General features: G+C 45.7%; 19 protein-coding genes, 1 tRNA gene and 1 pseudogene. 14 read left to right on the top strand and 7 right to left on the bottom strand.

Translation table 11 applies throughout. From position 1 onward, the window contains the following. Positions 1–400: 400 nt before the first annotated feature. Positions 401–1846, top strand: a complete 1446-nt coding sequence (locus tag QVE43_RS01630) for an RtcB family protein (protein ID WP_288003996.1) — start codon at positions 401–403, stop codon at positions 1844–1846. Positions 1847–1906: 60 nt separating this feature from the next. On the opposite strand, the gene QVE43_RS01635 is transcribed toward QVE43_RS01630, so the two are convergent. Next, positions 1907–2809: a histone deacetylase gene (locus QVE43_RS01635; protein WP_038029738.1), complete on the bottom strand. Its 903-nt coding sequence runs from the start codon at positions 2807–2809 to the stop codon at positions 1907–1909. A 167-nt stretch (positions 2810–2976) separates the two neighbouring features. Here QVE43_RS01635 and QVE43_RS01640 point away from each other — a divergent pair, with 167 nt between their 5' ends. The 7 genes from QVE43_RS01640 to QVE43_RS01670 all read left to right on the top strand — a co-directional run bounded on the left by QVE43_RS01640 (position 2977) and on the right by QVE43_RS01670 (position 9438). Next, complete coding sequence (locus tag QVE43_RS01640) at positions 2977–3477, top strand: hypothetical protein (RefSeq protein WP_288003997.1); 501 nt, start codon at positions 2977–2979, stop codon at positions 3475–3477. Positions 3478–3642: 165 nt separating this feature from the next. Continuing rightward, positions 3643–5784, top strand: coding sequence for a cytochrome-c oxidase, cbb3-type subunit I (gene ccoN / locus QVE43_RS01645; RefSeq protein ID WP_288003998.1), 2142 nt, complete (start codon positions 3643–3645; stop codon positions 5782–5784). Positions 5785–5826: 42 nt separating this feature from the next. Further along, positions 5827–5997, top strand: coding sequence for a cytochrome C oxidase Cbb3 (locus tag QVE43_RS01650; RefSeq protein WP_071837441.1), 171 nt, complete (start codon positions 5827–5829; stop codon positions 5995–5997). 37 nt (positions 5998–6034) lie between these two features. After that, on the top strand, positions 6035–6805 hold the full coding sequence (locus tag QVE43_RS01655; protein WP_288003999.1) for a cbb3-type cytochrome c oxidase N-terminal domain-containing protein: 771 nt from the start codon (positions 6035–6037) through the stop codon (positions 6803–6805). A gap of 69 nt (positions 6806–6874) precedes the next feature. Next, a complete protein-coding gene (gene ccoG / locus QVE43_RS01660) occupies positions 6875–8299 on the top strand; it encodes a cytochrome c oxidase accessory protein CcoG (RefSeq protein ID WP_288004000.1) in 1425 nt (474 codons plus the stop codon). Positions 8300–8324: 25 nt separating this feature from the next. After that, positions 8325–8762: a FixH family protein gene (locus QVE43_RS01665; protein WP_288004001.1), complete on the top strand. Its 438-nt coding sequence runs from the start codon at positions 8325–8327 to the stop codon at positions 8760–8762. A gap of 4 nt (positions 8763–8766) precedes the next feature. Further along, the gene (locus QVE43_RS01670; RefSeq protein WP_288004002.1) at positions 8767–9438 is read left to right on the top strand and encodes a sulfite exporter TauE/SafE family protein; all 672 of its coding nucleotides are present in this window, start codon (positions 8767–8769) and stop codon (positions 9436–9438) included. A gap of 83 nt (positions 9439–9521) precedes the next feature. Here QVE43_RS01670 and QVE43_RS01675 read toward each other — a convergent pair. Both QVE43_RS01675 and QVE43_RS01680 read right to left on the bottom strand, forming a co-directional pair. Next, positions 9522–9593 (bottom strand) — tRNA-Arg (locus QVE43_RS01675). A gap of 54 nt (positions 9594–9647) precedes the next feature. Beyond that, positions 9648–10739 (bottom strand): calcium/sodium antiporter, encoded by a 1092-nt coding sequence (locus QVE43_RS01680; protein WP_288004003.1) that lies wholly within the window; start codon positions 10737–10739, stop codon positions 9648–9650. Positions 10740–10938: 199 nt separating this feature from the next. Between QVE43_RS01680 and QVE43_RS01685 the strand changes: the two genes are divergently transcribed. Beyond that, positions 10939–11958, top strand: coding sequence for a DDE-type integrase/transposase/recombinase (locus QVE43_RS01685; protein ID WP_288004004.1), 1020 nt, complete (start codon positions 10939–10941; stop codon positions 11956–11958). Positions 11959–11994: 36 nt separating this feature from the next. On the opposite strand, the gene QVE43_RS01690 is transcribed toward QVE43_RS01685, so the two are convergent. Next, positions 11995–13194 carry an aspartate aminotransferase family protein gene (locus tag QVE43_RS01690; RefSeq protein ID WP_288004005.1) on the bottom strand — a complete coding sequence of 400 codons (1200 nt, stop codon included), beginning with the start codon at positions 13192–13194 and terminating at the stop codon, positions 11995–11997. A gap of 91 nt (positions 13195–13285) precedes the next feature. After that, on the bottom strand, positions 13286–13930 hold the full coding sequence (pdxH, locus tag QVE43_RS01695) for a pyridoxamine 5'-phosphate oxidase (protein ID WP_288004006.1): 645 nt from the start codon (positions 13928–13930) through the stop codon (positions 13286–13288). A gap of 77 nt (positions 13931–14007) precedes the next feature. On the opposite strand from pdxH, the gene QVE43_RS01700 reads away from it, so the two are divergent. Then, on the top strand, positions 14008–15894 hold the full coding sequence (locus tag QVE43_RS01700) for a DUF349 domain-containing protein (RefSeq protein WP_288004007.1): 1887 nt from the start codon (positions 14008–14010) through the stop codon (positions 15892–15894). Positions 15895–15966: 72 nt separating this feature from the next. Here QVE43_RS01700 and QVE43_RS01705 read toward each other — a convergent pair whose 3' ends face one another. Next, positions 15967–16671 (bottom strand): hypothetical protein, encoded by a 705-nt coding sequence (locus QVE43_RS01705; RefSeq protein ID WP_288004008.1) that lies wholly within the window; start codon positions 16669–16671, stop codon positions 15967–15969. An 89-nt stretch (positions 16672–16760) separates the two neighbouring features. Between QVE43_RS01705 and QVE43_RS01710 the strand changes: the two genes are divergently transcribed. From QVE43_RS01710 to QVE43_RS01725, 4 genes and pseudogenes are all read left to right on the top strand, one after another. Beyond that, positions 16761–17585 (top strand): mechanosensitive ion channel family protein, encoded by an 825-nt coding sequence (locus QVE43_RS01710; RefSeq protein ID WP_288004009.1) that lies wholly within the window; start codon positions 16761–16763, stop codon positions 17583–17585. A 148-nt stretch (positions 17586–17733) separates the two neighbouring features. After that, on the top strand, positions 17734–17994 hold the full coding sequence (locus QVE43_RS01715; protein ID WP_288004010.1) for a hypothetical protein: 261 nt from the start codon (positions 17734–17736) through the stop codon (positions 17992–17994). 108 nt (positions 17995–18102) lie between these two features. After that, positions 18103–20608 (top strand): annotated as a pseudogene (gene gyrA / locus QVE43_RS01720) (DNA gyrase subunit A). A gap of 24 nt (positions 20609–20632) precedes the next feature. Then, entirely contained in the window at positions 20633–21688 is a 1056-nt protein-coding gene (locus QVE43_RS01725) for a lipopolysaccharide assembly protein LapB (RefSeq protein WP_288004011.1), read from the top strand. A gap of 77 nt (positions 21689–21765) precedes the next feature. Here QVE43_RS01725 and QVE43_RS01730 read toward each other — a convergent pair whose 3' ends face one another. Continuing rightward, positions 21766–22944 (bottom strand): acetyl-CoA C-acyltransferase, encoded by a 1179-nt coding sequence (locus QVE43_RS01730; RefSeq protein WP_288004012.1) that lies wholly within the window; start codon positions 22942–22944, stop codon positions 21766–21768. Between the last annotated feature and the right edge of the window lie 32 nt (positions 22945–22976).

The raw sequence follows: 22976 nt of genomic DNA on the forward strand, positions 1-22976 counted from the left end.
TCTCGCTTGCTCGAAGCGTGTTTATTTGCCATTCTTGAGCCATCTTGTCAAGCCGGCGGAAAGAGGTAAAAGGAGAGTGCTTGCTTTTGCTCGAAGCGCTAAGGAGAGAGTACTAAAATTCAGCCACTTTTGGAAAAGTAAATGGCTATTCTATAAAAACAAAATACTTTGAACTACAAAGCGACAAGGTTTTTCTACTCTTTGCCATATACAGACAGGCAGTTTGATTGGACTTAGGTCGCAAGTGCTTTATGCCAATCACAATTTTGTTTGAGGATGAGCTGTCTGTTCTTGGAACAGGCGCATCGCGTCTTTGGTTTTTGCTCAAATAAAGACAAAAGGCTTGACTTTTTTAAAGAGCAATTTGTTAAATAGTAAGCCACGTAAAAAAAAAGACGATATGAAGCCGGATGTAAATACACTTACCGTTTTGCTGGGTGACAAAAACATAGCCAAGCAGGCATATAGAATAATCAAGCGGTTGCGAAAAAAGGGTGTAACTGAGGAAGCGATACAGCAAATGCTGCAGGAGATACAAGCACATCCCCATCTGTATGTAAACCATGAAGATTGGGGGCGCGTGGCTGCTTTCCTTTTGGATGCTCCGGAGGTGGGCAATGGCGAGTGTGAACAAACGGAGTCCGAGCCCCTGCGTGCGCAACCTTTGCCTTATTCCGTTTTTGGTGCGGACTACATCGATGCAGAGTCGATACAGCAGATGAATAATGCCATGCGCTTACCGGTGGCTGAAGCCGGGGCGCTCATGCCTGATGCACATGTGGGATATGGAATCCCTATTGGTGGAGTGCTGGCTACTCGTCAAAATGCGGTTATTCCTTATGCCGTAGGGGTAGATATTGCCTGCCGTATGTGTCTTTCTGTGTGGGATATAGAGGCAGCTTACATAGAAAAGAAAAAAGACACACTGAAAAATCTTTTGGGCGAGCATACTTTCTTTGGTATCGACGTGTCGAATCCTTCCCCGCTGCCCGATGATATATGGGATAAACCTGAATGGAGAGCCACGAAAGTCATCCGTTCGTTGCGCAAGAAGGCAGAGCGGCAAATTGGAACGAGTGGTACGGGCAATCATTTTGTAGAGTGGGGTGTTTTGGAAGTCATGGAAGAAGATAAGGACTTGGGGCTGCCCAAAGGGCAATATTTGGCTTTATTGAGCCATTCGGGCTCGCGCGGCTTTGGGGCTGCCATTGCCAATTATTATTCCAAGTTGGCAAGAGAGCGTTCGCACCTGCCCAAAGAGCTGGCCCACTTGGCGTGGCTTTCGCTCGATACAGAAGAAGGGCAGGAGTATTGGATAGCCATGCATTTGGCCGGCGATTATGCTTCGGCCAACCATCATCAAATACATCGCCGGATAGCGAAAGCATTGGGTTTGCAGCCGGTGAAGATGGTAGAAAACCATCACAATTTTGCGTGGAAAGAGCAGCTGCCCGACGGGCGCACGGCTATTGTGCACCGCAAAGGTGCCACACCGGCGCACACCGGCGCATTGGGGGTTATTCCCGGTTCCATGACCCAAGCCGGTTATGTGGTAAAGGGATTGGGAAATGCCGCTTCATTGAATTCCGCTTCGCATGGTGCCGGGCGACTGATGTCGCGGAGGGCTGCTTTCCGGCAAATATCGCAAGAGCAGGTGCGCCGGATACTGCAGGAGCATGGCATTGAGTTGATAGGAGGCGACTTGGACGAAGCGCCCATGGTGTACAAAGACCTGAAGGAGGTGATGAAGGTACAAACGAACATTGTAAAGCCTTTGGCAGCTTTTTATCCTAAGATAGTGCGCATGGCAGAGCCCGATAGACGTCCATGGGCACGGGAAGATTGATTTTTTGTATTTTTTTGAAAAATAAAATACATGCGATATTGAATTTTGAAAAAAGCATTTTTAAAAGAATAAAAATTGGGCAGTACGGTAGGTATTGGCATGAGCTTCGATAATATCGGCAAGGCGGGGCGAATAACCGCCCCCCATACTTACCACCACAGGTACTTGCCCTTGGCGGCAGTATTGAAAGACCAGCTCATCGCGACGGCGGCACCCATCGATGCTGAGTGACAAGCGTCCCAGCTTGTCGGTAGCCAGCACGTCCACACCTGCTTGGAAGAAAACAAAGTCCGGTTGAAAGCGGCTGAACAAGCTATCTAAGTTTTTTTCGAGCTCATAAAGGTAAAAACGATCGCCGGTGCCGTCGGGAAGGTGCACGTCACAGTCCGAGGTCTCTTTCAAACGCGGGTAGTTGTTGGCGCCATGCATACTGAAGGTGAATACGGCGGACTCATGACGGAATATTTCGGCGGTCCCATTGCCTTGGTGCACATCCAAATCAATAATAAGGATGCGTCGTGCCTTCTGCCGGTCAAGCAAGTAGCGGGCAGCCAAGGCAATGTCGTTTAACAAGCAAAAACCTTCGCCCCGGTTGGTAAAGGCATGGTGAGTGCCCCCGGCAATATTCATGGCAATGCCATACTGCAAGGCATACTCGGCGCATTGAATGGTGCCTTGCGCAATGACGCGCTCTCTTTCAATGAGCTGCCGGGATAGCGGGAATCCTGTTGCTCGAATTTCTTTGGGAGTCAAAGTGAGATTTTGCAGCTTGTTCCAATATTCAGCTGTATGCACACGCAAAATGTGCTCTTCATTGAGAAGAGTAGGGGTGAAGAAACTTTCATTTGTAAGAGTTCCTTCATAAAGGAGCTGTTCGGGCAATAAGTTGTATTTTTCCATAGGAAATCTATGCCCGTCAGGCAAGGGGTGGCAATACAAAGGTGACCAAGCTACTTTTAACATGTTGTATCTTGTGAGAATAAAAAGGGCGTAATCTTTGCGCTAAGATAAAAAAACAGCTTAGGGAATTAAAGGTTTTCATATTTTCAATAACTTAACTTGCCGGTTTTATGAAATCAAATTCGTATCTTTTAACTAGCGAAAACGCTTTGTTGTCAAAAAAAGGAATTATGAACTTTATTGGAACAGTTCGAGAAGCTTATCTGTACAGCCTTGTACTTTTTTTGCTTTCCATGTTTGCTTTGGCTGTAGTAAAGGTGATGCTTTTTTTAGAAAACAACGAGGTGTTCATCTTTTTGTTGTTGAATACCGAGTGGGTGATTGTGGGCGGATGGTTTTTGTTGTGTATCGTGTGTGCCTGGATGGTGGCGGTCATACGTGCCAAGTATCATACGCGGTGGCGTTTGTTTCTTCGCTCTTTTGTAGTGGGGGTGCTCGTGGAGCTTGTAGCGGTTGGCTTGTTTGCCTTTTTTGCGTACGGTATCCGGGTCCTTGTGAGCATGAACGATGTGTTGGGGTTGATTACCAGTTTGTTGGCGAGTTATGGTGGAGCGGCAAGCATTCCTTATCTGTTTGTTTTGTTTTTTATTGGACATCCGTTTCTCTATGCAGGAATCAGTATGCTGCTGCATAAGTTCATGCCCCACAAAATGTCGGCAATGACTGCGTAACTTTTTCAAAACATGAAGCGCTTTCAAGCAGGCACTGAAACCAACGGTGTCTGCTTTTTTTGTGTCAATGACAAGAATCATCGGCGCCGGCAACTTTAGTCATTCCGGGTGGAAGCCTAATCCCCTACTTTTATGCATAGAAAAAGGCTAAAACCAAACGGAATTATGACTGAAAAGTTTTATTACGACAACAAGATTGTGCGAGCGTTCCTTATCGCTACCGTTGTTTTTGGGGCGATAGGTATGCTGGTGGGTTTGATTGTAGCCATTCAGCTTTATTATCCGGCGCTGAATTTGGGGCTGCCTTACACCACCTTCGGGCGTATCCGTCCGCTACACACAAATGCAGTGATTTTTGCATTTGTGGGAAATGCCATCTTTGCGGGGGTGTATTACTCTATGCCCCGCCTGCTGAAAACCCCTATGTTTAGCAAAACACTTAGCTGGATTCATTTCTGGGGCTGGCAGTTGATTATCTTGTCAGCGGCTATTACGCTGCCATTGGGGTACACTACCTCTAAAGAGTATGCCGAGCTGGAGTGGCCCATCGACATCGCCATTACCATCATCTGGGTGGTGTTTGGCTGGAATATGCTGGGCACCATTTTGCGCCGGCGCGAACGCCACATGTACGTGGCCATCTGGTTCTATATCGCCACTTTCATTACGGTGGCTGTCTTGCATGTGGTTAACTCTTTCGAGCTGCCCGTAAGCTTCCTTAAAAGCTACTCTTGGTATGCCGGTGTGCAAGATGCATTGGTGCAGTGGTGGTATGGGCACAATGCCGTGGCATTCTTCCTGACAACGCCCTTCCTTGGTTTGATGTATTACTACCTGCCCAAGGCAGCGAACCGTCCGGTTTATTCTTACCGTCTGTCTATCGTACACTTCTGGTCGCTGATATTTATTTATATCTGGGCTGGTCCGCACCACTTGCTATACAGCACCTTGCCCGACTGGGCGCAAAGCTTAGGCACCGTGTTTTCTGTCATGCTGATTGCGCCTTCGTGGGGTGGGATGCTCAATGGTTTGTTGACCTTGCGTGGCGCTTGGGACCGTGTGCGCGAAAACCCCATTTTGAAATTCATGGTGGTGGCTGTAACCGCCTATGGTATGGCTACCTTCGAAGGCCCCATGCTTTCGCTTAAAAACGTCAATGCCATCTCTCACTTTACCGACTGGACCATAGCGCACGTGCACATTGGTGGTTTGGGATGGAATGGTTTTATGACCTTTGGTATGCTCTACTGGCTGGTGCCCAAGATGTGGAATACGGAGCTTTACTCGAAGCGATTAGCTAACACACACTTTTGGTTGGGTACTTTGGGTATTATCTTCTATGCACTGCCTATGTATTGGGCAGGTATCACACAAAGCCTGATGTGGAAGGAGTTTACTCCGGACGGCATGTTGCAATATCCTAACTTCCTGACTACGGTTACCCAAATTGTTCCCATGTATGTACTGCGTTCTATTGGTGGGGCACTGTACTTGACAGGTTTCTTTGTGATGGTGTATAACCTCTGGAAGACGGCTGCACAAGGAAGCTTTGTAGCGGAGGAAGCAGCCGAAGCACCTGCCCTGAAGCCTGTACATGCCAAGAATGAATATTGGCATGCTATCTTGGAACGTAAGCCCGTGCTCTTTACCGTCTTGAGCTTGGTTGCCATTCTGATAGGTGGTATTGCGCAAATGATACCTACCTTCCTGGTGGAATCGAACATTCCTACCATTGCGGCAGTGAAGCCCTATACGCCCTTGGAGCTGATTGGACGTGATATTTACATTCGCGAAGGCTGCAATAACTGCCACTCTCAGTTGGTGCGTCCCTTCCGTTCGGAGGTGGTGCGCTATGGCGAGTATTCCAAAGCCGGCGAATATGTTTACGAGCATCCTTTCTTGTGGGGCTCCAAACGCACCGGACCGGACTTGATGCGCTTAGGTGGGAAATATCCCGACAGCTGGCACTACAACCACATGTATGACCCCACCAGCATGTCGCCCGGTTCTATCATGCCACCTTACCCTTGGTTGTTCGAACAGAAGTATGACAAGGAGGAAGTAAAAGGTAAAATAGCCGCCATGCGCACTTTGGGCGTGCCCTATCCGGAGGGATACGAGCAAGAAATGGCACTGAAAGATATAGACAAGCAAGCCCAACGTATTGTTGCCAGCCTCAACAAAGACGGCATCCAGAATGTGGCACCCGATGACGAAATAGTTGCTTTGATAGCTTACTTGCAGCGTCTGGGTACAGATATCCAAAAAGTAGATGCTGAGGCACAAACGCAAGCAGATACCAAGTAATTCACAGGGGGGCTCGCCCCCCACTCTAAAACCGGTAAAACTATGTTTAAGCATTATTTCGAACTGATTGATGGCGTAGCTACTTATCCCATCTTCTCTTTGATTGTCTTCTTTGTCTTCTTCATTGCCTTGGGCATACGGGTATTTAGCATGAAGAAGGAAGTGGTAGAAGAAATACGCCGCATCCCTTTGGAAGATTCCAAGGATGTTTAGTAGAAGTGTAAAAACCAACTATAAAAAACAATAAAGTATGGACTTTGCTAATATGACCCAAACCGATTGGATGCTGCTTGCCATCCTGGTATTGATAGGCATCATAGCCATCCTGGTGTTGCTGACCGGTATTTATGTGGCTTCTGTGCTGCGTATCATTCTCAAGCAGCAAAGCGGCGAGGAAGAGTATGAATCGTTATGGAGCCGCTGGCTTAAGAAAATAGGGGGCACCGAACAACCGGTAGAAGTGCAAGAGCAAGAATTGATGCTGGAGCACAATTACGATGGCATTCGCGAGTTGGACAACCACATGCCCCCATGGCTGAAATTCCTTTACTTCGCTACGGTTGTCTTTTCGGTCGGATACCTGCTGGTGTACCATGTGTTTGAGTGGGCACCCTTGCAAGAAGAAGAGTTTCAAATAGAAATGCAGCAGGCGGCTATTGCCATTGAAGAGTACCGGAAAACACAGGCCAATTTGATAGATGAAAGCAATGTAGAAGCGCTAACCGATGCCGCTGCTCTGGAAGCCGGAAAGTCCATTTTCGTACAGAACTGTGCGGCTTGTCATGGTAATGAAGGGCAAGGAGGCGTTGGTCCCAACCTTACGGATGACAGCTGGTTGCACGGCTGCGACATCAAAGATGTGTTCAAAGTGGTAAAATATGGTGTGCCGCAAAAGGGGATGGTGCCCTGGCAAAACAAGTTGAAGCCACAAGAAATTCAGCAAGTAGCTTCTTATGTACTGAGCCTGCGTGGAACCAATCCGCCCAATCCCAAAGAGCCACAAGGCGAGCCTTGTAAGTAACAATCATAAGGTGGAGGGGAGAAGAGCCCTTCCGCCTTTTTCCGGTGAATGAGCCAAAAAAGAATAGCCATGAGTAATAAAATCCTCACCGATATAGAATACGAAGAGCTGTACAGAGACCACGTTTCTTTTGTTGATAAAGAAGGGAAGCGGGTCTGGATACATCCCAAAAAGCCTAAAGGACGCTTTTATAAGTACCGCACATGGGTAAGTTGGTTCTTGCTGGCTGTGTTTTTTTCCATGCCCTTTATTTATGTCGATGGGCATCCTTTCATGATGTTCAATGTGTTTGAACGCACTTTTATCATTTTCGGTCAGGTGTTCTTCCCGCAAGACTTTATCATTTTCGGTTTGACAATGCTTGCCTTCTTTGTGTTTGTTATTCTCTTTACGGTGATTTACGGGCGTATCTGGTGCGGATGGGTGTGCCCGCAGACCGTTTTTATGGAGATGGTTTTCCGTAAAATAGAATACTGGATAGAAGGCGATCGCAATCAGCAATTGAAGCTTGAAAAACAGCCGTGGAATAAAGAAAAGATATTGAAGAAAGTAGCCAAGCATGGCATATTTATGCTGATAGCCCTGCTGATTGGGCATACTTTTATGGCTTATCTCATTGGGTTAAAAGAAACTATAAAAATAGTAACGCAGCCGCCTACTGAACACTGGGTCGGCTTCTTGGGGGTAGTGGGGTTTAGCGGACTCTTTTACTTTGTGTTCAGCTATATACGTGAGCAAGCTTGTATTTTGATTTGCCCTTATGGCAGGCTGCAGGGCGTGCTGGTCGATAACGACACCATGACAGTGGCGTATGATTACAAGCGGGGCGAACCGCGTGGAAAACTTAAAAAAGGCAAACAGAATGGGGCGCAAGGCGACTGTGTGGATTGTACGCTCTGTGTACAGGTGTGCCCTACCGGCATTGATATTCGCAATGGCACGCAAATGGAGTGTGTGGGGTGTACGGCTTGTATCGACGCTTGCGATGCCGTGATGGAAAAGGTAGGCAAGCCAAAGGGGTTGATACGCTATGCTTCAATCCGGAGTATAGAAGAAGGCGTTCCCTTTCATTTGACCAAAAGAGCGTGGGCCTATTCGGCTGTGTTGCTGGTGTTGCTTGGTATCATTGGGGCGCTGGTATTTGGCAGAAGCATTACCGAAACCATAGTGCTGCGCACGCCGGGGCAGCTGGCTCAGCTGCATGAAGATGGCACCGTCAGCAACTTGTTCAATGCATCGATTGTCAATAAGTCTTTCGACACCTTGCGGGTGCAACTGGAAGCAGCGGAGCCGCGCGGACGTGTTGAGTTTGTTGGTGAAAAAAGCACAACGATAGTACTCAAACCTGCCGAAAAAAGAGAAATGGTCTTTTTTGTTTACCTGGATAAAAATAGTATTAAAGGAAGAAAAACATCTTTGAAGTTCAAAGTTAAGGATGCAGATTCCGGTGAAACGCTTGAGACCGTTAAAGCAAGTTTCTTTTCAAACTATTGACAAAACTTTAAAAAACACTGGAGCCATGAAAATTAGTTGGGGGTATAAGGTCGTGATACTGCTTGGAGGCTTCGTTGCCTTCATGAGCTACCTGGTGTCTATTTGTGTGGCACAGGATGATATACATTTGGTAGATAAGAACTACTACAAAGAGGAGTTGGCATATCAAGAGCGTATAGATGCCATAGCACGCACGCATGCTTTGGCACAGCAGCCCCTTGTTGAGTATCAGAAGGAAGAGAAAAAAATAAAGGTGCTCTTGCCTTATGCTGCTATTGAGCAGGGGGAGGTGCTGTTTTACCGTCCGTCGGATGCACGACTTGATAAGCGCATAGCCATTCAACGAGGACAAACGGAGTACCTGCTGGATGCTTCTACCTTGCTGCCCGGTTATTGGGAGGTGAAAGTCCACTGGATGATGGATGGGCAACGCTATTACATGGAGAAAAAGTTGTACTTGTAACTTTATGATAAAGACAGGAGTTGTATTGTTGGCGCTGAGTGGCGCTTTTCATTGTGTGGGCATGTGTGCCCCACTGATTGCGACTTTGCATGCCGGGCGTCCGTTGACATGGCAGGTGCAGTATCATGCCGGGCGTATTTTTTCGTACTTGTTGCTGGGAAGCTTCGCGGGTATGCTTAGTGCCGGCATGGCATTTTTTCTTACGCAACAACAGCTGTCTGTACTGTCCGGTCTGCTGCTGCTGTTTTATGTACTGATGGAATGGTTGGGAAAAAACAAAGCAGCTTACCGTCTGTCGAACAGATTGAGGGAGCTGGCACAACACTATGGCAAACAAGGGGGCGGGTTCTTCCTGGGGATGGCCAATGGTTTGTTGCCTTGTGGCTTGGTTTATGGGGCAGCTTTTCTATCGGCGGCAGAAGGAAATATATTGCGCGTGTGGAGTAATATGCTTCTGTTTGGGATAATAACCACCGTGCTGTTGGTAGGTGTCCGGTGGGTGTGGCGCCGGTTGTTGTCGTATTTGAAGTCGATATTCAGTGGTGTGGCGCTCCAGCGCCTGGTGATGGTTCTTTTGGCCGCTTTTCTGATAATAAGAGGACTTGGACAAGGCGCCTGGTGGAGCCCGGCTGTAAAAATGACAGCAGGTGAGCGCCCGGTTGTAGAGTGTAGGTAAGTTGGTTTTAGCCGGTTTATATAAAGAAAGGGACAGCGGCTTTTGTTAAAATGAGCTGCTGTCCCTTTGGTTCTATCGAGGAGTGGCTGCGTCAGGAATCGAACCTGAATCTTGGGTTCCGGAGACCCACGTACTATCCATTGTACTACGCAGCCATTCGCTGGCAAAAATAAAGCTTTTTGCCTATATGCACAACTTTTGTAAGCTTTTTATATTTCCAACCAACCGGCATAAGCCCCCCATACGTAGGCTATGTAGATGGCTATGAGCGAGTAGCCGAGCAAGCGGGTGGCATAAAAACGCGAGAAAATAAAAGCCAAGATAACCAAAAGCAAAGAAACAAAAAGCAAGACCACCGAAGAAATGATGTTGGCGCTGCCAATGTCGCTGATATCGCCGTGCAGGGAAGTATAAATAAGCACGGGGAGCCCCAAACTCATAAGTATATCGAAGATGTTGCTACCAATGGCATTGGCAATGGCCATATCGCCGCGCCCTTGCTTGGAAACAATGTAGGAAGAGATAATTTCAGGCATGGAGGTGCCACCTGCAAGGATAGTAAGGGCTATAATCTCGGTGGGGATGCCTATTAGTAATGCCAGGCGCTCGGCTGCCATCACCATCCAATAGGAAGCCAGTGCAATGACGCCAAGACACAGAGTAAAAACAGGATAAGTCCAGGCGGGGCGTTTTTCCGGGTTGGGAACGAGGCGTATCAGCAAGCGAACCGGGGTGGTGATGATATCCAGCACTTTGCGTAAGATGCTTTTTTGAGGGAGCACATCTTCTATGGCATACTCTTCTTTTATCTCTTCCGCTTGTTTGGCTTCATTGTCAATATATTTCATCCACAGGTTTAAGAATAGCAGATAAAAGACGTAACATCCTACCAATATGCCACCTTCCAAGAGGGTTAGTTTGTTGTCTTGCACAAAAAGAAGCAAAAGAACAACAGAGAAAGCGTAGAAGCTGCTATCGCGCAAAATAGGCTTCCAATTAAGCTTGCTTCTGTTGGCAATGCAAGCAAAGCCTATCACTACAAGTATTTGGAAGATGGCAGAACCTACAATGGTGCCTACGCCGGTTGCCGGGTGGGCACCGGTCAGGAATAAGGCAAAAAGTGCGGTGGCTATTTCCGGTGCACTGGTACCAAAAGCCAGAAGAGTAGCCCCCGATACGCTTTCCGATAGCTTCAGTTGAGCTGCAATGTTGTCCAAGCTTTTGATAAAAAGCGCATCTACTATCTCGGACATGAGATAAAAGGAAAAAAGAATAATTGCTACATCTATCACGATTTCCATAAGTGTGCGTTTTAGGCAATGAACAGAATATGCATGAATGAATATATGTCAAGTTTCACCAGGTTGTTGATGGGGGATACCTCAATTAAGAGATAGTTCTCCTGCACAAGAGAAAATATAATTAACTCTATACAGGAGAACTAATCCCCCATAACTTGCTTATATTTGCATTTTGATGAAACATAAAATTCATACAAATATGAAGCAAGTATATCATACTAATGCGACCACAAATATACGCATTCGTTCTCAAATACACCAAAGCCATCAGACAAACAGAGAACTGGCAGACATTTACAACATTTCAACAACAACAGTGAGTAAATGGCGTCATCGTACTTGTTTTCAAGACAAAAGTTCAAGACCCCATACCATTCATTATGCTCTTACTTCTTTGGAGCAAACGCTGATTAAATCTATTAGAACCTCTACCTGGTGGTCATTAGATGAAGTTTGTGATATTATGCAGTCCATCCGTCCAAGTATATCAAAAAGTTCTGTTTACAGAACCTTTGTTAGAGAAGGCATCAATAAAATTCCTGAAAAGGAAAAAGAAAAAGCCAAAAAGTTCAAAGCATACGAACCTGGTTATTTACATATAGATGTTACCTATCTGCCCCAATTGGATGGTAAAAAATGGTATTTGTTTGTGGCTATTGATAGGGCAACACGAGTATTATTTTATGATATTTATCCTGCCAAAACCGCTGATAATGCTGTAGATTTCATCAATAAATGCAAGGCATTTTTCCCCTTCAAAATCACACACATACTTACAGATAATGGATTAGAATTTACCAATGCCCTGTTAATGTCCAAAAAGGGAGAAGTTTGCACAAAACCTTCCAAAGTAGACGAACTCTGTAAAAAAGAAAACATTGAACATCGTCTTACAAAACCCAATACTCCGAAAACCAATGGGATGGTTGAAAGGGTCAATGGAATTATTAAATCCAATACTATTCTCAAAGAAACATATTCATCTAAACAAGAAATGACAATAAATTTGTTCAAATTTCTTGTCTTTTACTTGCTTTATAGAAAACACGGCAGTTTAAGGCGAGAGTTAGGAGTAAGGACACCATTTGGAGCAGTAGAAAAATGGTTTGAATTAAGACCTGAAATTTTTAGAGAAAATCCTTGTCAATTTAAGTATAAAATACTAACTTTGCAGCAGAACTTTAAGCCAAGTTTTCATCAACAACCTGGTGAAACTTGACAAATATATAAAAAATTTATGTTGCTACATCATATGCTAATCATTAAACGCACGATTAATTGATTCGTTAAGAATTTGAGCGGCCATTTCTATTTCTGCTTCGGTGATGGTGAGTGGGGGAGCAATGCGTATGGAATGGTTGTTGAATAAAAACCAATCGATAATAACACCGTTATGCAAGGCATGGCGGATGACTTCTTGCAGCATTTCCCATGAGCCTACGTCAACAGCCATCATGAGTCCTTTACGCCGGATTTCTTTAATGTGTGGATTGTGGCTCAATAGCTTTTCCAGCAGCTGCCCTTTTGGTTCTACTTCCGGCAATACGTCTTTAATAATGTGAAGAGCTGCCAAGCCTGCCGCACAGCTCAGAGGATGCCCGCCGAAGGTGGTGATATGCCCCAAGATAGGGTCGTGAGAAAGGGCGCGCATGATTTCTTGGGGTGCTATAAAAGCACCGAGGGGGAGACCGCCACCTAAGCTTTTGGCTGAGAGCAATATATCGGGGGTGGTGTGGTAATGCGCCAGCGCCCACCAGGTGCCGGTGCGTCCCATGCCGGTTTGTATTTCATCAAAGATAAGCAGTGCGCCGGTTTCTGTGCAGCGCTTACGTAATTGTTTCATCCATTCTTGCCCGGGTATTTGAACGCCGCACTCTGCGCGAATGGGCTCAATGATAACAGCAGCAGTTTTAGAAGTAATTTTTTCTAAATCACTTTGACTTTCAATGTTAATATGATTCACAAAAGGCAACAGCGGACGAAACGCACGTTTATAAGTTTCCTGGCTTTGCAAAGACAAAGCGCCCTGGGTGGAGCCATGATAGGCATTTCTTGCTGCTATTATTTCAAAACGGCCGGTGTAACGCTTGGCTAACTTCATGGCGCCTTCTACCGCTTCGGCACCGGAATTGGTAAAATAAACGGTATTTAAAGAAGGGGGGAGGGTGTTTACGAGTGCTTGCGCAAAGGCAACCTGGGGGGCTTGCACATATTCACCATATACCATTGTGTGCAAGTGCTTCCGGGCTTGTTCGCAAATGGCTTGCACTATGGCAGGGTGACTGTGCCCTACATTACTCACTGCAATGCCCGAAATGAGGTCTATATATCGTTTGCCTTGTGTATCATAGAGATAGACGCCTTCTGCACGTTCTATCTCAAGCAGGAGAGGAGCCGGGCTGGTTTGTGCAAGATGTTGTAAAAATAAAGCGCGGTAATTGGGTAAGTGTTTCATTGCTATAGTTTTTAACTACTCTTTACTTGCAAAGTAAAGAAAAAGCCCTCATCTGAGAGGGCTAAGCGATTGCCTTTATAAAAGAAGACCATCAAGGCGACAGGCGTGCTATGCGCCATAACCCATTGTCTTCAAGGCGATAACATATGCGGTCATGCAAACGATTGGGGCGCCCCTGCCAAAATTCAAAGTAGCCGGGCTCTACCATGTAACCGCCCCAATAAGGGGGGCGTGGAATAATCTCGACCCCTTCATATTGTTTTTCTACTTCTGCTAAGCGTTTTTCAAGGAAATCACGTCCCGGAATCTCTTCGCTCTGCATAGACACCCAAGCCCCTATTTGAGAGCCACGCGGACGGCTATGGAAATACTCATCGGAAGCTGCCCCGGGCAGTTTCGACACCCTGCCTTCGATACGCACTTGCCGCTCCAGTTCTGCCCAAAAGAAAGTAAGCGACACCCAAGGCGTTTTTTCTATTTCTTTTCCTTTATGACTCAGATAGTTTGTGAAGAAAACAAAACGCCCTTCTTCTACACCTTTCAACAGCACAATGCGCCCCTTGGGGCGCCCGTCCAATCCAATAGTGCTGAGGTGCATGGCATTGGGTTCAAGTGCTTCGGCATGCAAGGCTTCCTCAAACCACTGCATGAACTGCTTGACAGGGTCTTTGTTTACTTCATGCTCAGACAAGGAGCGACTGCTGTATTCTCTTCTGATAGAAGCTATTTTATCCATAATTATTAATTTTGTGTTAAAATTGCTAAATTTAGCAAGCATATAAAAGAGATTTCGTCATTTAAAAAACGAAGCGTATGAATTACGAAGAGAAAAGCCCGAAAATGGAGCAATCGGCTCATGAAGCCCCTCAGAGTCAAGAGGATATATTGACTAATGCAGCTGAAAACCAAGAGGTGGAAGAAGAAATGGAAGAAGATGTGGAACATGAAGAAGAGTTGCCGGAAGAAGATTATTCCACCTACTCTAAAGATGAGCTCTACGAAACATTGCGTGCAGCTCACCCGGTCAATAAATTATCAAAAGAAGAAGTAGAGCAGTACTATCGTCTGCTTACTAAAATAGAACCTTTTTTCAAAGCCATCATTCAGGACGAGCGCGAGCAGGCCCTCGAGAAATACCTTGCCGATGGGGGCGAAGCCGATGGTTTTGAATATCGCTTGGATGAAAAAGCCAAGCACTTTTTCGAAATAGCCAAGGCACTCCGTCAGCGCCGCCAGTCCATCCGCCAGGAACTGCAGGAGGCTTTGCGCAATAACCTGAAACGCAAACAAGAGATATTGGACGAGTTGCGTCATGCGGTGGAAAGCATAGAGACGGAAGAGACCATCCGGCAGGTAAAGCACCTGCAGGCAGAATGGCGCAAAACGGGACCCGTTCCCAAACGCTTCGCCCGCGACCTGTGGGCACGCTACAATGCACTCATCGATATGTTCTACAACAACCTGTCTTTGTTCCATGAGTTGAAAGAACTGGACAGGAAGAAAAACCTGGAAGCCAAAGAGGAAATATGTGCTAAAATAGAGGCGCTGGTTGAATTGCCGGCCCGGGAGGCTTTCCGCCAATTGAAGGTGTTGCAGCAGGAGTACCGCCACATAGGACCGGTGCCACAAGAAGAAAAAGATAACATATGGGAGCGCTACAAGAAAGCTGTCAATGCTATTTATGAAAAGCGCCGCCGTGAGGACGAGCTGTTCAAACAACAACTTCAAGAAAATCTTGCCAAGAAAAAAGCACTGGTAGAAAAGCTGACACCTTTTGCCGAGTTCGAGTCGGACCGGATTAAAGAATGGAATGCCAAAACCGAGGAGATTAAAGCCATTCAAAAAGAATGGGAGGAAATAGGTCCGGTGCCGCGCGAAGAGGGCAAGGAGGTGTCGAAGTCATTCTGGAGCAAGTTCAAGCAGTTCTTTAAGCGCAAAGGCGAGTTCTTCCACAAACTCGACGAAGAGCGCCAGCAACACTTGTTGAAGAAGCAAGAGCTTTTTGAAAAAGCAAAAGCCATCATAGAAGAAAGTACGGAAGAAACTATAGAAGAAGCAGCCAAGCAACTCAAAAAGCTGCAAGACGAGTGGCGAAAGATAGGCAGTGTGCCCGAAAAAGCCCGTAAGAAAATAGAAGAGGGCTTCCGTAAGCTGATGAATGACTTTTTCGATAAGCGCAGAGCCATTCATAGCAAAAAAGAAGAGGCTTTTGTTGAAAACTTGAAAAAGAAAGAAGCGCTCATAGAGCAAATCAATGCACGCACTGAAGAGGTACTGGCAAATGTGGAACCTGAAGACGAAGTAGAGCAGTGGATAGAAGCGTGGGTAGCCATTGGACATGTGCCCCGGAAAGACATATCACGTATCCAGAATGCCTTTATTAAGGCTATGCATGAGCTGGTGCAGCGCTTCCCCGGCTTAGATGAAGAAAGTCGCGAAGAGCTCGACTTGTCTATTACCATCCGTCTTGCCAAGCACAAGGCAGGCGGAGAACGCAAGCTGCGTCAAAAACGTAATCAAATCATGCATAAAATACGCAGCATACGCGAGGAAATTGATACTTTGCGCAATAATATCGAATTTTTTGGTGAATCTTCAGAGGCTGCTAAGATGCGCGAAGCTTATGAAGAACGCATAGCCAAAGCTCAAGAGCAGCTGCATGTGCTTGAAAAGAAACTGGATCTGATAGACAGTATATAAGCACCGGCTTTCAGGCAGGCTTTTTAAAGAGAGAGACCGGCATTCGCCCGGTCTCTCTCTTTTTTTTGTGTTTTACATGTCAAAATAAGGAAAGACCTTTACCGTTTTTATACTACCATCTGCCAAGTTGTATAATTTGGCTTTAAACCGGTACATATCCCCGGGATGAAGGCTTTTAATTACCTTATATCTATCGTCCGGGTATGAAAAAGAGATATTTTTTACTCTGACTACCTGTCCGGAATCGTTGTATCCGACGATGACCACTGCCGGATACTGACAGGCTACTGTGCCGGTGGCTTTATATGTCCCCGTAATTTGAAAGTCATTGCCGGTGCGCTCAATATGCAGGTCCTCTATTTCGGCTGCCATGGGCGGTTGTTTGTCATACAAACGACCGGTAGCTTTAAGTTTGCAATATCCAAAAGTACCATTTAGTTTTTTCTTGTCTCTTGTTCTTTCAAACGGCGCCGTTTCATTGGGTGCAATCACATCCAAGGCCGCATAAGTTTCGTCGGTCGCCAAGGTGCCCGCATCACGCGCTGTGAACCTGTCCACCCCCAGAGGCTTGCCATTCTTATCGAAATACTCTATCGTGATTTTTACCTCGCCCAAGTAAGAGGCGAAGGTGTTTTTCACTTCCCCCAATATTTTGATATATTCGCCTTCATCTGTCACTGACCATTGCAAGATATTTACCTCTTGCCTGTTCTGTGCTTTTGCCATGCTACAAGACAAAAACACACAAAGAATAATTAAAAAGCCGTTTTTTTGCATGTTTTTACTTTTTTTGTTATCAATACAGTACATATACGATGTAGTGAAAAGAATAGTTGAATTATTCAAAACTAAAAACGAGAATTTGTATGAATTTGAACATTGAAGAAATTTTACGCACCCTTACTACGGCTGCCAAAGAGTTTGCCCCCCGTTTCTTGGGCGCACTTGTCGTATTAATTATCGGTTGGCAGCTTATCAGAATCGGACGACGTTACATAAAAAAGTACCTCGAATCGAGCAAGATAGACCCCACCGTTAAACCTTTCCTGGAGACAGTCATCATCATTACACTGAAAGTGTTGCTTTTGGTAAGTGTGGTTTCTATGCTGGGGGTTGCCACCACTTCTATACTTACCATGCTGGGGGCGGCAGGCGTGGCGGTAGGCCTGGCACTGCAAGGAAGCCTTTCCAATTTGGCAGGTGGTATATTGATACTTATTATCCGTCCTTTCAAAGTGGGGGACACCATCGAGGCACAAGGGGTTTTAGGTGTTGTACAAGAAATTCAAATATTCAATACCTACATAAAGACCTTTGACAACAAGGTGGTTATCTTGCCCAATGCCAACTTGTCGAACGGTAATATCATCAATTATTCCCGTGAACCCATTCGCCGGGTAGATATGACCTTTACCTGCGGTTATGATGATGACTTTAAAAAAGCCAAGCAATTGCTTCAAGAAATTGTAGAGAATCACCCTTTGGTTTTAAAGGACCCGGAACCAAACGTATTTCTACTGCAATTGGGCGACAGCGCACTGCACTTTGCGGTGCGCCCGTGGTGTAAAACGGAAGACTACTGGACCGTGTATTCGCAGATTCATGAAGCAGTAAAAGAACGCTTCGACCGGGAAGGTATCAGTATCCCTTACCCTCAAAGAGACGTGCATTTGTATCAAGTAAGCAAATAAGGTATAACTTTTGTATTCTTTTATACGTTTATAAAGACGGAAGTTCAAAAATATGAGAGGATATGTAAAACCAATCGCGGGGATACTACTTGTTTGCGTCTTGTTATTGAATGGGGGCTGTGCCAAGCGGTGTCAAGTCAGTGGATGCATGATTGTTGATGACCATACGCATTTCTTCGGTGCGGAAAATACGCAAGACGGCAGCCTGATTGACCGTTCCAATGTTGAAAGCAAGGACTTAAAGGTATATAGCGGCACCGTTTGGTGGCGCAGGTTGTTTAAAAAAACTTACCGCACCGATGAAGGCAAGCGCTATAAAGTCTTTGATAAAGAAAAATATACCGGTTTAGACAAAAAGCATATCAACAAAATATCTTTAAAAAAACAAAAAGGCGGCTTTGACAAATAAGCCCCGCCTTACAGAATAGAAGGGCTGTTTTGATAGGAAAAACAGCCCTTTTTTCGTATCTTGCCCCAGTTTTGACCGTTTTAAGCAGAGTTTTAAAAGAATGTTTCTATGAATGAGCAACCCAATATTATTCCAATTAATATAGAAGACGAAATGCGCACCGCTTACATCGACTACTCTATGTCGGTGATTGTGTCGCGCGCCTTGCCGGATGTACGTGACGGGCTTAAACCGGTGCATCGTCGTGTGTTGTACGGTATGGCAGAGCTGGGCTTGTATCATAATAAGCCCTATAAAAAATCGGCGCGTATCGTCGGTGAGGTGTTGGGAAAATATCACCCTCACGGTGACGCCTCCGTTTATGATACTATGGTGCGTATGGCGCAAGATTGGTCGTTGCGTTACCCGCTGGTTGACGGACAAGGCAACTTCGGTTCAATAGACGGGGATTCGCCCGCCGCCATGCGTTATACCGAAGCCCGTCTCAAGCGAATTGCGGAAGAGTTATTGGCAGACATCAACAAAGATACCGTTGATTTTCAGCCTAACTTTGACGATTCCCTGCAGGAACCCACCGTATTGCCTGCCAAAATACCCAACCTGTTGATGAACGGCGCTTCCGGCATTGCCGTGGGCATGGCTACCAATATGGCCCCTCATAACTTGACTGAGCTGGTAAACGGTATTTTGGCTTATATAGACAATCCGGATATTACCATTGATGAGCTAATCAAATACATACCTGCGCCGGACTTCCCTACCGGAGGCGTTATTTACGGTTACAAAGGTGTGAAAGTCTGCTTACAAGACCGGCAAAGGACGTGTAGTCATCCGTGCACGTGCCGAAATAGAAGAAACCAAATCCGGAAAACAACAGATTGTGGTTACCGAAATCCCCTATATGGTAAACAAAGCGTCGATGATTGAAAAAACGGCGCAGCTTATTAATGATAAAGTGATTGATGGGATTTCGGATCTGCGCGACGAGTCGGACCGTCAAGGGTTGCGTATTGTATATGAACTTAAGCAAGGGGCTATTCCGCAAGTAGTGCTGAACAACCTGTTTAAGCACACCCAACTGCAGTCTTCATTTAGCATTAACAATGTGGCTTTGGTGAAGGGACGTCCGGTTGTGCTTAATCTGAAGGACTTGATTTATCACTTCGTAGAGCACCGCCATGAGGTGGTTGTGCGCCGTACACGTTACGACTTGAATGAAGCGGAAAAGCGCATTCATATTTTAAAAGGCTATTTAATAGCACTTGACCACCTGGATGAAGTTATTCAGCTGATTCGAGAGGCTATAGACCCTGAAACAGCCAAGCAGCAGCTAATGGAGCGTTTTGGCTTGTCGGATGTTCAAGCAAAAGCCATATTGGACATGCGTTTGCAGCGCCTGACCGGACTGGAACGTAATAAAATTGTAGAGGAGCATAACAAAGTAGCCGCACAAATAGAAGAGCTGAAAGCCATCCTGGAGGATAAAAGCAAGCGCATGGCCATCATCAAAGAAGAGTTGCTTGAAATTCAGCAAAAGTATGGTGATGAGCGTCGTACCGGCATCGTGCACGCCGCAGGTGACATATCTATAGAGGACATGATCCCCGATGAAGCAATGGTGATTACCGTTTCGCATCAGGGATATATTAAACGAACCCCCCTTACCGAGTACAGAACGCAAAGCCGTGGCGGCGTGGGCGCAAAAGGTGTATCCACCAAAGACGATGACTTTACAGAACATCTTTTTGTAGCCTCCAACCATAACTACCTGCTTATCTTTACTGAATTTGGTAAGGTCTATTGGTTAAAGGTGTATCAAATACCGGAAGGAAGTAAAACATCGAAAGGACGTGCCATCCAGAATCTGATTCAAATTGAACCGGAAGATAAAATCCGGGCTATTTTGAATGTGCCCAGTCTCGAAGACGAAGATTACATAAATAATCATTATGTAGTGATGTGTACGGAACAGGGCACTATAAAGAAAACTGTGCTGGAGGCTTATTCCCGTCCACGCCAAACCGGTATTAATGCTATTAACATCATAGAAGGCGACCGCCTCTTGGATGTGGAAATTACCGATGGGGATGCCCATATCATTATTGCTACGCGCGAGGGGCAAGCCATCCATTTCCATGAATCGGAAGTGCGCCCCATGGGACGCACCGCCACCGGTGTTCGAGGTATCTCGCTTGCAGATGGAGATACGGTGATAGGTATGGTCTGTGTGGCAAGCGAAGACGAAGACCTGCTGGTGGTTTCGGAAAAAGGATATGGCAAACGATCAAAAGTAAGTGACTACCGGATTACCCGGCGCGGCGGTAAAGGCGTGCGTACTATGAATATTACTGAAAAAACCGGCAAACTGGTAGGAATAAAAGCCGTAGAAGATGATGATGAAATTATGATTATCAATAAATCAGGCATTACCATACGAATGCGTGTGAGCGATATTCGTGTAATGGGGCGCGCCACTCAGGGCGTTCGACTTATCAAGTTGACCAAAAAAGATGCAATATCATCTATTGCAAAAGTTGACAAAGATAACGAAGATGAAGAAAATGCATCTGAAGTGGCAAATAATGACGTTAATACAGAGGATTCAGTAGAATAAATTTCAAATAAAAGTCAAACAACCATGAAAAGAACCGTTTTATCTATCTTTTTCCTTATTGCAGGGATTTTGGCTGCATACGCACAAGGCGGCCTGGGCAATGCCATCATGGCATATGAAGCCGGCAAGTTAGACCAAGCCAAGGCGGCTATAGATGAGGCTATCAAGCATCCCAAGGCAAGTACCAAGTCTAAAACTTGGTACTACTATGGTAAAATATATGCGGGCATAGCTTCTGACCCTACCGGCTTGTTCGTGAACTTAGACAAAGATGCTACTTTCAAAGCCTATGAAGGCTTTAAAAAAGCCATGGAGCTGGAGCCGGAGAAAAAAGGTTATTATGATGATGCCAAGGCAGAGATGGAGCAATTATATGCCATCGCCTTGAATCGCGCTGTCTCTTTCTATCAAGAACAAGACATTGAGAATGCGCTGAAAAACCTTGAGCTTTCATTAAGCATTCAACCTAAAGATACCACGGCGCTTATTTACTCTGCCGCCATGGCATATGAGGCTGATCAAAAAGATAAATACGTTACTTACACCAAGCGCTTTTTGGAATTGGACGATGTTCCTTATGAAAAAAAAGCGGAGCATTACTATAACTTGATTTTGGTGCTCTACGGTGAAATGAAGAAACCCGAAGAAGCTATTGCCATAGCTGAAATGGGCTTGAAAGAAAATCCGAAAGATGCACGTCTTTATGAGCTGATAGCAGCCATCTATGATGAACAAGGGGAAACAGACAAAGCTCTGGAATATTACACGAAAGGGGCAGAGTTGTTCCCTGATAATTTTGTGCTGAATGCCAATACCGGCTTTGCTTATTATAACAAGGCGGTGGAAGTAGCAGAAGAGATAGAGAACATGGACAGCAGCTTGAAAAAGTCAGAAGTAGAAGCCAAGCTAAAACAGATGGATGAGCTTTTGAAAACTGCTTTGCCTTATTTAGAGCGTGCCCACCAAGCCAAGCCGGACAATAGAGACGTGATTTCCCTTTTGGCTAAGATTTACTACCGTTTAAAAATGGAAGACAAGGGGAAAGCAATGGATGCCAAATTAAAGGCATTAGGCAACTAAAAGGAATCAAGGTGAAAGTTATAAATGCATAAGGGGGCTCAATGAGCCCCCTCTGTATTGTGCCATTGTCCGTGGTTTTATACTCGCTCTACGATGATAGAAGTAGCGCCACCACCACCATTACAGATGGCTATTTGACCACATTTTGCATTCTTTTGTTGCAATACGTTCAGAAGGGTTGTCATGATGCGGGCGCCGGAGCAACCTAAGGGGTGTCCTATTGAAACGGCGCCACCAAACACATTCATTTTATCTACGGGAACTTCCATTAACTTGCTGAAAGCAAGTGCCACGACGGCAAAGGCTTCATTCACTTCAAAATAGTCAATGTCATCTTTTGACAAACCGGCTCTTTGCAATGCTTTATTGGCAGCTGCTACCGGTGCAGTAGTAAACCATTGAGGTTCTTGTGCCGCGTCGGCGTAAGCGACAATTTTGGCAATCGGCTTTACGCCCAACTCCTCTGCTTTTTCTTTGCTCATCAATACCAAAGCAGCGGCACCATCATTGATGGTAGAGGCATTGGCAGCGGTTACCGTGCCGTCGGGTGTGAATGCAGGGCGTAAAGCAGGTATCTTCTCAAAAATCACTTTTTTGTATTCTTCATCTTCATCCACAATGACACTTCCTTTACGTCCTTTTACTTCTACGGGTACAATTTCATTTTTAAACCATCCCTTTTCTGTTGCTTCGGCAGCTAATTTGTAAGAGCGAATGGCATATTCATCTTGCTCTTCCCGGCTGATATTGTATTTCTTGGCAGTGGCATCGCCATAGCACCCCATGGCGCCTTTGTCGTAGGCATCCTCCAAGCCGTCTTTTGCCAAACCGTCTATCAGTTCGGCATGTCCATATTTATAGCCAAAACGAGCCTTTGGTACGTAATAGGGGACGTTGCTCATGCTCTCCATGCCGCCGGCAACAACGATGTCGGCATTGCCGGTTAAGATGCTCTGAGCAGCAAAAACGATGGCTTTTGCACCGGAAGCACATACTTTATTTACGGTAGTGCAAGGGGTTGATTTGGAAAGACCGGCATAAATGGCGGCTTGACGTGCCGGGGCTTGTCCTAAGTTAGCGCTTACTACGTTCCCCATAAACACTTCCTCAACGGCATCAAAGGCAATTCCGGCTTTTTCTACCGCGCCTTTGATAGCCACAGCACCTAATTCAGTGGCTGACAGAGTGGATAAAGCGCCCCCAAAGCTTCCCAAGGGAGTGCGTACGGCTGAAACGATATAAACTTCTTTATTCATAACAATATTTTTTTTGATTAGTACAAATATAC

This window comes from Thermonema sp., from assembly GCF_026003375.1.
Classification (GTDB): Bacteria; Bacteroidota; Bacteroidia; order Cytophagales; family Thermonemataceae; genus Thermonema; species Thermonema rossianum.

Bases quoted from the DNA above. Each gene is read 5' to 3' on its own strand.
- QVE43_RS01630 (WP_288003996.1), top strand. From the start codon at position 401: ATGAAGCCGGATGTAAATACACTTACCGTTTTGCTGGGTGACAAAAAC.
- QVE43_RS01635 (WP_038029738.1), bottom strand. From the start codon at position 2,809: ATGTTAAAAGTAGCTTGGTCACCTTTGTATTGCCACCCCTTGCCTGAC.
- QVE43_RS01640 (WP_288003997.1), top strand. From the start codon at position 2,977: ATGAACTTTATTGGAACAGTTCGAGAAGCTTATCTGTACAGCCTTGTA.
- ccoN (WP_288003998.1), top strand. From the start codon at position 3,643: ATGACTGAAAAGTTTTATTACGACAACAAGATTGTGCGAGCGTTCCTT.
- QVE43_RS01650 (WP_071837441.1), top strand. From the start codon at position 5,827: ATGTTTAAGCATTATTTCGAACTGATTGATGGCGTAGCTACTTATCCC.
- QVE43_RS01655 (WP_288003999.1), top strand. From the start codon at position 6,035: ATGGACTTTGCTAATATGACCCAAACCGATTGGATGCTGCTTGCCATC.
- ccoG (WP_288004000.1), top strand. From the start codon at position 6,875: ATGAGTAATAAAATCCTCACCGATATAGAATACGAAGAGCTGTACAGA.
- QVE43_RS01665 (WP_288004001.1), top strand. From the start codon at position 8,325: ATGAAAATTAGTTGGGGGTATAAGGTCGTGATACTGCTTGGAGGCTTC.
- QVE43_RS01670 (WP_288004002.1), top strand. From the start codon at position 8,767: ATGATAAAGACAGGAGTTGTATTGTTGGCGCTGAGTGGCGCTTTTCAT.
- QVE43_RS01680 (WP_288004003.1), bottom strand. From the start codon at position 10,739: ATGGAAATCGTGATAGATGTAGCAATTATTCTTTTTTCCTTTTATCTC.
- QVE43_RS01685 (WP_288004004.1), top strand. From the start codon at position 10,939: ATGAAGCAAGTATATCATACTAATGCGACCACAAATATACGCATTCGT.
- QVE43_RS01690 (WP_288004005.1), bottom strand. From the start codon at position 13,194: ATGAAACACTTACCCAATTACCGCGCTTTATTTTTACAACATCTTGCA.
- pdxH (WP_288004006.1), bottom strand. From the start codon at position 13,930: ATGGATAAAATAGCTTCTATCAGAAGAGAATACAGCAGTCGCTCCTTG.
- QVE43_RS01700 (WP_288004007.1), top strand. From the start codon at position 14,008: ATGAATTACGAAGAGAAAAGCCCGAAAATGGAGCAATCGGCTCATGAA.
- QVE43_RS01705 (WP_288004008.1), bottom strand. From the start codon at position 16,671: ATGCAAAAAAACGGCTTTTTAATTATTCTTTGTGTGTTTTTGTCTTGT.
- QVE43_RS01710 (WP_288004009.1), top strand. From the start codon at position 16,761: ATGAATTTGAACATTGAAGAAATTTTACGCACCCTTACTACGGCTGCC.
- QVE43_RS01715 (WP_288004010.1), top strand. From the start codon at position 17,734: ATGATTGTTGATGACCATACGCATTTCTTCGGTGCGGAAAATACGCAA.
- QVE43_RS01725 (WP_288004011.1), top strand. From the start codon at position 20,633: ATGAAAAGAACCGTTTTATCTATCTTTTTCCTTATTGCAGGGATTTTG.
- QVE43_RS01730 (WP_288004012.1), bottom strand. From the start codon at position 22,944: ATGAATAAAGAAGTTTATATCGTTTCAGCCGTACGCACTCCCTTGGGA.